This is a genomic window from Shinella yambaruensis (assembly GCF_022899355.1).
Taxonomy (GTDB): Bacteria; Pseudomonadota; Alphaproteobacteria; order Rhizobiales; family Rhizobiaceae; genus Shinella; species Shinella yambaruensis.
The window spans coordinates 436,555-448,498 of the sequence record NZ_JALJCK010000001.1; the positions used below are offsets into that span (position 1 = coordinate 436,555).

The following is an 11,944-nucleotide window of genomic DNA, read 5'->3' on the forward strand; positions in this document are numbered from 1 at the left end:
CTCCCTTACTTGGCTGCGGCGCGCACGGCGGCCGGACGCGGAGCGTCTGCCGGGGTGCCGGACTTGACGGCGTCACGGACAACGATCCAGGCGCCCTTGGAGCCCGGGACTGCGCCCTTGACGAGGATGAGACCGCGTTCTTCGTCGGTGGAGACGACTTCGAGGTTCTGGGTGGTGACGCGCGTCTGGCCCATGTGGCCGGCCATGCGCTTGCCCTTCCAGACCTTGCCCGGGTCCTGGTTGTTACCCGTCGAACCGTGCGAACGGTGCGAGACGGACACGCCGTGCGTTGCACGAAGGCCGCCGAAGTTGTGGCGCTTCATGGCACCGGCGAAACCCTTACCGATCGTGGTGCCGGTGACGTCGACGAGCTGGCCCGCGACGAAATGGCCTGCGGTCAGTTCCGCACCGATCTCGATGAGGTTGTCTTCCGAAACGCGGAACTCGACGAGCTTGGCCTTCGGCTCGACGCTTGCGGCGGCGAACTGGCCGCGCAGTGCCTTTGCCGTGTTCTTCACCTTGGAAGAGCCGGCGCCGAGCTGGACGGCCGTGTAGCCGTTCTTGTCCTGCGTACGCTGGGCAACGACCTGGACGTTATCCAGTCGCAATACTGTTACCGGGATGTGCTCACCTGCGTCGTTATAGACGCGAGTCATCCCTACTTTCTGTGCAATCACACCTGAACGCATGGTTCAATCCTCTTAGAAGTCCTGGCGGGATCGTGACGTCCCGTCATGCCTCTTGGTTTAAGGATTCCACGTCAGCCTTTCGGCCGTCGGGTTTCCCGTTTTCAGAAGACGTCGGCTTGCGCCACGTACCTTCCTTGTTATTTCGGCTTACGCCGGACTTAGAGTTTGATCTCTACGTCTACACCGGCCGCAAGATCGAGCTTCATGAGAGCATCGACCGTCTGGGGCGTCGGATCTACGATGTCGAGCAGGCGCTTGTGGGTGCGCATCTCGAACTGTTCACGGCTCTTCTTGTCCACGTGGGGCGAACGGTTGACGGTGAACTTTTCAATACGGGTCGGGAGCGGAACGGGGCCGCGGACGCTTGCGCCGGTGCGCTTTGCCGTCGACACGATCTCGCGCGTGGAGGCATCAAGGATCCGGTGGTCAAACGCCTTGAGGCGGATGCGGATGTTCTGGCCGTTCATACGACTATTCCTTAGTTCGTTACTCGCGCGATTCTCTTGGGAAATGCGCGTTTTTGATTCTGGCGGTTCCCATAAAGGAACGCACACGAAAACACAATTGCCGAAAGGCCAGTCCGCTAAATTTTCAAAGACCGGAGGGGCAGGGTTGTCCCCTGCCCTTCCTATTTCAGCGGCTTGACGCCTTCAGACTTACTCGACGATCGAAGCGACGATGCCGGCGCCGACGGTGCGACCACCCTCACGAATAGCGAAGCGCAGCTTCTCTTCCATCGCGATCGGAACGATCAGCTCGACGTCGACCGTCACGTTGTCGCCCGGCATCACCATTTCCGTGCCTTCCGGCAGCGTCACGATGCCCGTCACGTCCGTCGTGCGGAAGTAGAACTGCGGACGGTAGTTCGTGAAGAACGGCGTATGACGGCCGCCTTCTTCCTTCGTCAGGATGTAGGCTTCGGCCTTGAACTTCTTGTGCGGCTTGACCGAACCCGGCTTGCACAGGATCTGGCCGCGCTCGACGCCGTCACGGTTCACACCGCGCAGCAGCGCACCGATGTTGTCGCCGGCCTGGCCCTGGTCGAGCAGCTTGCGGAACATCTCGACGCCCGTGCAGGTCGTCTTCGTCGTCGGGCGGATGCCGACGATCTCGATTTCCTCACCGACCTTGACGATGCCGCGCTCGACGCGACCGGTCACGACCGTGCCGCGGCCCGAGATCGAGAACACGTCTTCGATCGGCATCAGGAACGGCTGGTCGATCGGACGCTCCGGCGTCGGGATGTAGGCGTCGACCTGAGCCATCAGCTCGCGGATCGCGTCTTCGCCGATCTTCTTGTCCGAATCTTCCAGAGCGGCCAGAGCCGAACCCTTGACGATCGGAATGTCGTCGCCCGGGAAGTCGTAGGACGACAGAAGCTCGCGCACTTCCAACTCGACGAGCTCGAGAAGCTCGGCGTCGTCGACCTGGTCGACCTTGTTGAGGAACACCACGATCGCCGGAACGCCGACCTGGCGGGCCAGCAGGATGTGCTCGCGGGTCTGCGGCATCGGGCCGTCGGCAGCCGAGCAGACCAGGATCGCGCCGTCCATCTGGGCAGCACCGGTGATCATGTTCTTCACGTAGTCGGCGTGGCCGGGGCAGTCGACGTGCGCGTAGTGACGGTTCGGCGTCTCGTATTCGACGTGTGCCGTCGAGATGGTGATGCCGCGGGCCTTCTCTTCCGGAGCCGCGTCGATCTGGTCGTACGCCTTGAACTCGCCGAAATACTTCGTGATCGCTGCCGTCAGCGACGTCTTGCCATGGTCAACGTGGCCGATCGTGCCGATGTTTACGTGAGGCTTGTTGCGCTCAAACTTACCTTTTGCCATTTCCGGCTCTCCGTTCCTGATCCCGATAGGGGAAATTCATACAATGAGTTGGGGCGTACCCCGGTCACTTCTGACCGGAGTACTTTGCCTGGATTTCCTGCGCGACGTTCGAGGGAACCGGCGCATAGTGGTCGAAGACCATCGAGTACTGGGCGCGGCCCTGCGACATGGAGCGCAGGTTGTCCACGTACTTGAACATGTTGGCCAGCGGCACGTTGGCGGAGATCACGACGGCGACGCCGCGCGATTCCTGGCCCTGGATCTGGCCGCGACGGGAGTTCAGGTCGCCGATGACGTCGCCGACATAATCTTCCGGCGTCACGACTTCGACCTTCATCATCGGTTCCAGCAGCTGGGCGCCGGCTTCGCGGGATGCTTCACGGAAGCAGGCGCGCGATGCGATTTCGAAGGCGAGGACAGACGAGTCGACGTCGTGGAAGGCGCCGTCGATGAGCGTCGCCTTGACGCCGAGCATCGGGAAGCCTGCGAGCGGACCCGAGGACAGGACGCTTTCGATACCCTTCTGGACGCCCGGGATGTATTCCTTCGGAACAGCACCGCCGACGATCTTGGATTCGAATGCGAAATCTTCGCCTTCCGGGTTCGGTTCGAACACGAGCTTCACGCGGGCGAACTGGCCGGTACCACCGGTCTGCTTCTTGTGCGTGTAGTCCTTCTCGGTCTTGCGCGTGATCGTCTCACGGTAGGCGACCTGCGGCGCGCCGACATTGGCTTCGACCTTGAACTCACGACGCATGCGGTCGACGATGATGTCGAGGTGAAGTTCACCCATGCCCGCGATGATCGTCTGGCCGGACTCTTCGTCGGTCTTGACGCGGAAGGACGGGTCTTCGGCGGCCAGGCGGTTGAGCGCAAGGCCCATCTTTTCCTGGTCGTTCTTGGTCTTCGGCTCGATCGCGATCTGGATGACCGGCTCGGGGAATTCCATGCGCTCGAGGATGACCGGCTTCAGCGGATCGCAGAGCGTGTCGCCCGTCGTCGTGTCCTTGAGGCCGGCGAGAGCAACGATGTCGCCCGCGAAGGCTTCCTCGATGTCTTCACGCGAGTTGGAGTGCATCTGCAGCATGCGGCCGACGCGCTCGCGCTTTTCCTTGACCGTGTTCATGACCGACGTGCCCTTTTCGAGCTTGCCGGAATAGATGCGGGCGAAGGTGAGCGAACCGACGAAGGGGTCGTTCATGATCTTGAACGCGAGCATGGAGAGCGGCTCGTTGTCGTCTGCGTGACGCTCGATCTCGGCTTCCGTCTTGACGTCGATGCCCTTGATCGCCGGGATGTCGGCCGGGGACGGCAGGTAGTCGACGACGGCGTCGAGGAGCGGCTGGACGCCCTTGTTCTTGAACGCGGTACCGCAGAACATCGGGTGGAACTTCACGTCGATGGTGCCGCGGCGAACGAGTTCGCGGATCTTGTCGTTGTCCGGGTAGTTGCCTTCGAGATAGGCTTCCATCGCGGCCTCGTCGATCTCGACGACGGTCTCGATGAGCTTCTCGCGATACTCCTCGGCCTTTTCCTTCATGTCTTCCGGGATCTCGACGACGTCCCACTGGGCGCCGAGCGATTCATCGCGCCAGACGAGAGCGTTCATCTCGATGAGGTCGACGACGCCCTTGAATTCGCTTTCAGCGCCGATCGGCAGCTGCATGACGACGGCGGTCGCACCGAGACGCGACTTGATCATGGAGACGGAGCGGTAGAAGTCCGCGCCGGTCTTGTCCATCTTGTTGCAGAAGATCATGCGCGGAACGTTGTACTTCTCGGCCTGACGCCAGACGGTTTCCGTCTGCGGCTCCACGCCGGCATTGGCGTCGAGAAGGGCAATCGCACCGTCGAGAACGCGCAGCGAACGCTCGACTTCAATGGTGAAGTCGACGTGGCCGGGGGTGTCGATGATGTTGAAGCGGCGGGTCTTGCCGTCACGGCCCTTCCAGAAGGTCGTGGTGGCAGCCGACGTGATCGTGATGCCGCGTTCCTGCTCCTGCTCCATCCAGTCCATCGTGGCGGCGCCGTCATGGACTTCGCCGATCTTGTGGGACTTGCCGGTGTAGTAGAGGATGCGCTCGGTCGTCGTCGTCTTGCCGGCGTCGATATGCGCCATGATACCGAAATTTCGGTAGTCTTCGATTTTGTATTCGCGAGCCATTAACGGACTCCTTTCGAGACGTCTAGTTTCGGTTACCAGCGGTAGTGCGAGAATGCACGGTTGGCGTCGGCCATCTTGTGCGTGTCTTCGCGCTTCTTGACGGCGCTGCCGCGGTTGTTCGCTGCGTCCATGAGTTCGCCGGAAAGGCGCTCGACCATGGTCGTTTCGTTACGCTTGCGGGCAGCGGCGATCAGCCAGCGGATGGCCAGAGCCTGACGGCGCTCCGGACGAACGTCGACCGGAACCTGGTACGTCGCACCACCAACGCGGCGCGAGCGCACTTCGACGTGCGGCGCAACGTTGTCGAGAGCCGAATGGAACACGCCGAGCGGATCGGCCTTTGCCTTGCCCTGAACGACATCGAAGGCGCCGTAAACGATCGTTTCGGCGACGGACTTCTTGCCGTCCAGCATGATGGCGTTCATGAACTTGGTGACGACGAGATCGCCGAACTTCGGGTCCGGGTTGATCTCGCGCTTTTCTGCTCTATGGCGACGGGACATACTTTTCGTCTTTCTTCAAATGGTTCCGACCAGCGAAATGGCGCCGGTTACTGTCTTATTTCGGACGCTTCGCGCCGTACTTGGAGCGGCGCTGCTTGCGGTTCTTGACGCCCTGGGTGTCGAGAACGCCGCGGATGATGTGGTAACGCACGCCCGGAAGGTCCTTCACGCGGCCGCCACGGATCATGACGACGGAGTGTTCCTGCAGGTTGTGGCCTTCGCCCGGGATGTAGCCGATGACTTCGAAGCCATTGGTCAGGCGGATCTTGGCGACCTTACGCAGAGCCGAGTTCGGCTTCTTCGGGGTCGTCGTGTAGACGCGGGTGCAAACGCCGCGCTTCTGGGGGTTTTCCTGCAGGGCAGGAACCTTGTTGCGCTTTACCTGCGCCTGGCGCGGCTTGCGGATCAACTGGTTTACGGTAGGCATAGAACCATCCCTTGCAAATCTAGTCTCGTTTACCCTTGCGGGCGGATACATGGCCACACGCGTGTTCATGCGCAATAAAAGGCCAATCCGCTTTTGCGGATGACCTCCATAGGCAGAGGACGCCAGTTCAGCGTCATGCGTGCAGCATTCATGTTCTCAACGTGCGTCGAGCCCTGTTTGAGGCGAACTTCAGAACGAGTCGTTCCGAACCAGCCAGCCTCACATAGGCTCTGATGGCGTGCGGTCTACTGACTTAAGGGCAAAAGGTCAAGGGGCGGGGCGAAAGAATCCCGGAGCGGAATGGCTGTCCTGCCTGAAAAGCAGGGCTTTCGGCGCTCTCCCCTGCCCCTTTCAGGGTGCATCCCGGCTCCCCAGCCATCGCCGGAGAACATTAAGGAAGCGTGAAGACGGAATCAACGGCAGGAACGGCGTGCGGCGAGCGCATCCGGGAATCACCTTTTGGTGCGCCCGCCGATTTTGCATTTGGGCCTTGCCGCCCTACCCTTTATAGAACCGGCATCACCGACCCGAAAGGAACCCGCCATGGCGTCCAATGCCGACAACGACAACAACACGCTCGACGAGCCGATGATCTTCATCATCATCGGCAAGGCCTATGAGCGCGAGGGCGACGAGGGCATCGACATCCACGTCATGCTGCGTGCGCCGGACGATGACAGCGCCGTGCGCGAGGCGCTGAACGCGCTTTCGGAGGAAGGCTTCCTCGAAGCCGACCTCGACCAGATCGGGACGCTGACCGGCGCGCCGGAGGACGAGCCTCACGCCTCCGCCTATCAGGGCGCACTCGAAGGAGAAGTGGCGATCATCCGGTTTGCCTGATGACCGCCCCCTTCCTTACTTGATTTCGCCGCTCGGCAGAGGCGTGTCATCCGTCTCTGCCGGCAGCACCGGATAGACCACCTCCGGCATCCGGCCTTCCAGCGTGCCGAGGAAGGCGACGATCCGGTCCACGTCGGCCTCCGCCAGGTCCTCGCCGAGCTGCGAGGTGCCCATGATCGCGACGGCCTGCTTCAGGTTCCAGACCTTGCCCGAGTGGAAATACGGCGCCGTCAGCGTGACGTTGCGCAGCGGCGCGGCGCGGAAGACGTAGGAATCGTCCGCCGTGGCCGTCACGGCGAAGCGCCCCTTGTCGTTCTCCGGCAGGACCTCGGCGCCCGGCTTCTCGATGAGGCCGAACGGGTAATAGCCATTGCCGCCGAGATTGATGCCGCTGTGACACGACGCGCAGCCCTTGTCGATGAAGAGCGCAAGGCCCTCCTTCTGCTCCACCGTCATCGCGCCATCGTCGCCGTTGAGATAGGCGTCGAAGGCGGCCGGCGTGATCAGGGTCGCCTCGAAGGCCTCGATCGCCTTGGCCATGTTGTCGAAGGTCACCGGGTCGGCCTCGCCCGGGAAGGCCGCCGTGAACCACTCGACATATTTCGGCATCGACTTCAGCGTCGCAACGACCTGGTTGGGCGTGTTCGCCATCTCGACGCCCGCCTGGATCGGCCCCTTCGCCTGCGCCTTCAGGTCTTCCGCGCGCCCGTCCCAGAACTGGGCCTCATTGAAGACGGCATTCAGCGCCGTCGGCGAATTGCGCGGTCCCTTCTGCCAGCCGTGGCCGATCGAGGTTTCCAGATTGTCGTCGCCGCCCGTCGCCAGGTTGTGACAGGAATTGCACGAGAAGACGCCCGAGGCCGAAAGGCGCGGATCGAAGAACAGCGCCTTGCCGAGGTCGATCTTCTCCGGCGTGATCGGATTGTCGCTGACCGCCGGATAGGTCGACGGCAGGGGTTTGAAGATGTCGAGGGCCGTTGCGCGCAGATCGGCAGGAACCGGATCGGCGGCAAGGGCCACGGTCGCGATGACCGATGCGGCGACCGTCGCCAGCAGGAATTTCATGGCTACCTCCATTCGTTGGGATACGAATGGACTTTAGAACCGCTCCAATCTGGCCACTTGCGCCAGATCAAGCCGCACTGCCCTGTCCTTGCGCATAAACAAAAAGCCGCCCGAATTATTTCGGGCGGCTTTCTCAATCGTCAAAAGCGGCAGCGATTACTCGGCCGCGGCGCCCTCGCCGCCGGCGAGGTCCGCCAGCATCGGGGTGGCGACGCCGGCGCCCGTCGACTTGCGGCGCTCGTCGAGAATCATCTCGTCGCGGGCCGTCGCGATGCGGCGGATCTGGGTCATGGTGCCACCCGTGCCGGCCGGGATGAGTCGGCCGACGATGACGTTTTCCTTGAGGCCCTGCAGGCCGTCGGTCTTGCCGGCGATCGCCGCTTCCGTGAGGACCTTGGTGGTCTCCTGGAACGAGGCGGCCGAGATGAACGACGGGGTCTGCAGCGAGGCCTTGGTGATGCCGAGCAGCACCGGCTCGCCCGAGGCCGGCTTCTTGCCTTCCTCGATCAGGGCGTCGTTGACGTCCTCCAGCTCGATCCGGTCGACATTGTCGCCGACGATGTAGGTGCTGTCACCTGCATCCGTGATCTCGACCTTCTGCAGCATCTGGCGAACGATCACCTCGATGTGCTTGTCGTTGATCACAACGCCCTGCAACCGGTAGACTTCCTGGATTTCGTTCACGAGGTAGGAAGCAAGCGCCTCCACGCCCTTGATCGCCAGGATGTCGTGCGGCGCCGGATTGCCGTCGAGGATGTAGTCGCCCTTTTCGATGTAGTCGCCATCCTGAAGGTGGAAGGGCTTGCCCTTCGGGATCAGGTACTCGACCGGCTCGACACCGTCTTCCGCCGGCTCGATCGTCACGCGACGCTTGTTCTTGTAGTCGCGGCCGAAGCGGACGGTACCATCGATCTCGGCGATGATGGCGTGGTCCTTCGGACGACGGGCCTCGAACAGTTCGGCAACGCGCGGCAGACCACCGGTGATGTCCTTGGTCTTGGCGCTTTCCAGCGGCGAACGGGCAAGAACGTCACCCTGGGAGACCTTCTGGCCCGGCTCGACCGAGAGGATCGCGTCGACCGAGAGCATGAAGCGGGCTTCGCCACCGCGCGACAGCTTGGCGACGGCGCCGTTCTTGTCCTTGATGACGATGGCCGGCTTCAGGTCGGAGCCGCGCGGCGTCGAGCGCCAGTCGATGACCGAACGCTTGGTGATGCCGGTGGATTCGTCCGTCGATTCCAGGACCGAGATGCCGTCGACCACGTCCTCGAAGTGAACCGTACCTTCCACTTCCGTCATCATCGGACGGGTGTAGGGGTCCCACTCGGCGAGACGCTGGCCGCGCTTCACCTTGTCGCCGTCGTCGACGAAGATCTTCGAACCGTAGGCGACACGCTGCGAGGAACGTTCCACGCCGCGCTCGTCGAGGATGGTGATCGCCATGTTGCGGCCCATCGCGACGAGTGCGCCATCGGAATTGCGCAGCATGTTGCGGTTCTTGATCTGCACCGTGCCTTCATACGAGGCTTCCAGGAACGACTGGTCGACCACGGTCGCCGTGCCGCCCAAGTGGAAGGTACGCATGGTGAGCTGGGTGCCCGGCTCGCCGATCGACTGCGCCGCGATGACGCCGACGGCCTCGCCCATGTTGACGGGCGTGCCGCGTGCAAGGTCGCGACCGTAGCAGACGCCGCAGACGCCGGTCTGGATCTCGCAGGTCAGCGCCGAGCGGATGCGGATCGACTGGATGCCGGCCTTCTCGATCGCGGCGACGTCGGCCTCGAGGATCATCTTGCCGGCATCGACGATGCGCTCGCCGGTGACCGGATGATCGATGTCGTCGAGAGCCGTACGGCCGAGGACGCGGGTGCCGATGGAGGCCACGACCTGGCCGGCATCGACGATCGCCGTCATGGTGAGGCCCTTGTCGGTGCCGCAATCCGTGTGCGTGACGATGCAGTCCTGCGCGACGTCGACGAGACGGCGGGTCAGGTAGCCGGAGTTCGCGGTCTTCAGGGCGGTGTCCGCCAGGCCCTTGCGGGCGCCGTGCGTCGAGTTGAAGTACTCGTTCACGGTCAGGCCTTCCTTGAAGTTCGAGATGATCGGCGTCTCGATGATCTCGCCCGAGGGCTTGGCCATGAGGCCGCGCATGCCGCCCAGCTGGCGCATCTGGTTCGGAGAACCGCGGGCGCCGGAGTGCGACATCATGTAGATCGAGTTCATCGGCTTCTGGCGGCCGGTCTCGGGATCGAATTCGACGGCCTTGATGCGCGCCATCATCTCTTCCGCGACCTTTTCGGTGGCCTTGCCCCAGGCGTCGACGACCTTGTTGTACTTCTCGCCCTGGGTGATCAGGCCGTCATTGTACTGCTGCTCGTATTCCTTGACGAGATTTTCGGTGTCGCCGACGATCTTCGCCTTGGTGTCCGGAATGACCATGTCGTCCTTGCCGAACGAGATGCCGGCGCGGCAGGCGTGGGAGAAGCCGAGCTGCATGATGCGGTCGCAGAAGATGACCGTGTCCTTCTGGCCGCAGTGGCGGTAGACCGTGTCGATCATCTTGGAGATGTTCTTCTTGGTCATTTCCTGGTTGCAGATGTCGAACGGGATGTTGCCGTTCTTCGGCAGCAATTCGCCGATGATCATGCGGCCGGGCGTCGTCTCGAAGATCTTGGTGTAGGGCTTGCCCTCGCCGTCGACCGACTTGTAGCGGCCGCGGATCTTCGCGTGCAGCGTCACGACCTTGTTTTCGAGCGCATGGTGCAGTTCGCCCATGTCGGAGAAGGCCATGCCTTCGCCCGGCTCGTTCTGGTTCATGATCGACAAATAGTAGAGGCCGAGAACCATGTCCTGCGAGGGAACGATGATCGGTGCGCCGTTCGCCGGATGCAGGATGTTGTTCGTCGACATCATGAGCACGCGCGCTTCCAGCTGGGCTTCCAGCGAGAGCGGGACGTGGACGGCCATCTGGTCGCCGTCGAAGTCGGCGTTGAAGGCCGTGCAGACGAGCGGGTGCAGCTGGATCGCCTTGCCTTCGACCAGGATCGGTTCGAAGGCCTGGATGCCCAGGCGGTGCAGCGTCGGCGCGCGGTTGAGGAGAACCGGATGCTCGCGGATGACCTCGTCGAGGATATCCCAGACTTCCGGCTTTTCCTTTTCGACCAGCTTCTTGGCCTGCTTGACGGTCGAGGAGAAGCCCTTGGCGTCGAGGCGGGCATAGATGAACGGCTTGAACAGTTCGAGCGCCATCTTCTTCGGCAGGCCGCACTGGTGCAGCTTCAGTTCCGGGCCGGTCACGATGACCGAACGGCCGGAATAGTCGACGCGCTTGCCGAGCAGGTTCTGGCGGAAGCGGCCCTGCTTGCCCTTCAGCATGTCGGACAGCGACTTCAGCGGACGCTTGTTGGCGCCGGTGATGACGCGGCCGCGGCGGCCGTTGTCGAACAGGGCGTCAACCGATTCCTGAAGCATGCGCTTCTCGTTGCGGATGATGATGCCCGGCGCGCGCAGCTCGATGAGGCGCTTCAGACGGTTGTTGCGGTTGATGACGCGGCGGTAGAGATCGTTGAGGTCCGACGTCGCGAAACGACCGCCGTCCAGCGGGACGAGCGGGCGCAGGTCCGGCGGGATCACCGGAACGACCTTCATGATCATCCATTCCGGGCGATTGCCGCTCTCCATGAAGTTCTCGACGATCTTCAGGCGCTTCATCAGCTTCTTCTGCTTCAGGTCCGACGTGGTGTCGGCCAGATCCGAACGCAGATCGCCGGCGATCTTCTCGAGGTTCATCGAGGCGAGCATCTCGTAGATGGCCTCGGCGCCGATCATCGCCGTGAACTGGTCTTCACCATATTCATCGACGGCGATCATGTATTCTTCTTCGGAAAGAAGCTGGTTTTCCTTGAGCGCGGTGAGGCCCGGCTCCGTCACGATGTAGTTCTCGAAATAGAGAACGCGCTCGACATCCTTCAGCGTCATGTCGAGGAGCGTCGCGATGCGGGAGGGCAGCGACTTCAGGAACCAGATATGAGCGACGGGCGCGGCGAGCTCGATATGGCCCATGCGCTCGCGGCGAACGCGCGACAGCGTGACTTCGACGCCGCACTTTTCGCAGATGATGCCCTTGTACTTCATGCGCTTGTACTTGCCGCACAGGCACTCATAGTCCTTGATCGGCCCGAAGATGCGCGCGCAGAACAGACCGTCACGCTCCGGCTTGAACGTGCGGTAGTTGATGGTTTCCGGCTTCTTGATCTCGCCGTACGACCAGGACAGGATCTTTTCCGGAGACGCGATCGAAATGCGGATGGAGTCGAACGTCTGCGCAGGCACCTGCGGGTTGAAAAGGTTCATGACCTCTTGGTTCATGCCTATCTCCTTCGTGGGCCAGTGGCCCTCTGCTTAGCAGTCAAATGCGGCGATAC

General features: G+C 62.3%; 9 protein-coding genes. 1 reads left to right on the forward strand and 8 read right to left on the reverse strand.

Annotation, left to right across the window (positions count from 1 at the left end; translation table 11 throughout):
• Window positions 1-5 precede the first annotated feature (5 nt).
• From rplC to rpsL, 6 genes are all read right to left on the reverse strand, one after another.
• Complete coding sequence (gene rplC / locus MUU56_RS02215) at window positions 6-689, reverse strand: 50S ribosomal protein L3 (protein ID WP_244765690.1); 684 nt, start codon at window positions 687-689, stop codon at window positions 6-8.
• A 158-nt stretch (window positions 690-847) separates the two neighbouring features.
• A complete protein-coding gene (gene rpsJ, locus MUU56_RS02220; RefSeq protein WP_003507767.1) occupies window positions 848-1,156 on the reverse strand; it encodes a 30S ribosomal protein S10 in 309 nt (102 codons plus the stop codon).
• A gap of 189 nt (window positions 1,157-1,345) precedes the next feature.
• On the reverse strand, window positions 1,346-2,521 hold the full coding sequence (gene tuf / locus MUU56_RS02225) for an elongation factor Tu (protein WP_244765691.1): 1,176 nt from the start codon (window positions 2,519-2,521) through the stop codon (window positions 1,346-1,348).
• 64 nt (window positions 2,522-2,585) lie between these two features.
• Entirely contained in the window at window positions 2,586-4,685 is a 2,100-nt protein-coding gene (gene fusA / locus MUU56_RS02230; RefSeq protein WP_244765692.1) for an elongation factor G, read from the reverse strand.
• Window positions 4,686-4,717: 32 nt separating this feature from the next.
• Window positions 4,718-5,188: a 30S ribosomal protein S7 gene (gene rpsG / locus MUU56_RS02235; RefSeq protein ID WP_023516514.1), complete on the reverse strand. Its 471-nt coding sequence runs from the start codon at window positions 5,186-5,188 to the stop codon at window positions 4,718-4,720.
• A 55-nt stretch (window positions 5,189-5,243) separates the two neighbouring features.
• Window positions 5,244-5,615, reverse strand: a complete 372-nt coding sequence (gene rpsL, locus MUU56_RS02240; RefSeq protein WP_003507760.1) for a 30S ribosomal protein S12 — start codon at window positions 5,613-5,615, stop codon at window positions 5,244-5,246.
• Window positions 5,616-6,158: 543 nt separating this feature from the next.
• On the opposite strand from rpsL, the gene MUU56_RS02245 reads away from it, so the two are divergent.
• Window positions 6,159-6,455: a transcriptional regulator gene (locus MUU56_RS02245; protein WP_244765693.1), complete on the forward strand. Its 297-nt coding sequence runs from the start codon at window positions 6,159-6,161 to the stop codon at window positions 6,453-6,455.
• A gap of 15 nt (window positions 6,456-6,470) precedes the next feature.
• On the opposite strand, the gene MUU56_RS02250 is transcribed toward MUU56_RS02245, so the two are convergent.
• Together MUU56_RS02250 and rpoC are read right to left on the reverse strand one after the other, a co-directional pair.
• Window positions 6,471-7,520, reverse strand: coding sequence for a cytochrome-c peroxidase (locus MUU56_RS02250; protein WP_244765694.1), 1,050 nt, complete (start codon window positions 7,518-7,520; stop codon window positions 6,471-6,473).
• A gap of 156 nt (window positions 7,521-7,676) precedes the next feature.
• Window positions 7,677-11,888, reverse strand: coding sequence for a DNA-directed RNA polymerase subunit beta' (gene rpoC, locus MUU56_RS02255; protein WP_244765695.1), 4,212 nt, complete (start codon window positions 11,886-11,888; stop codon window positions 7,677-7,679).
• Window positions 11,889-11,944 lie beyond the last annotated feature (56 nt).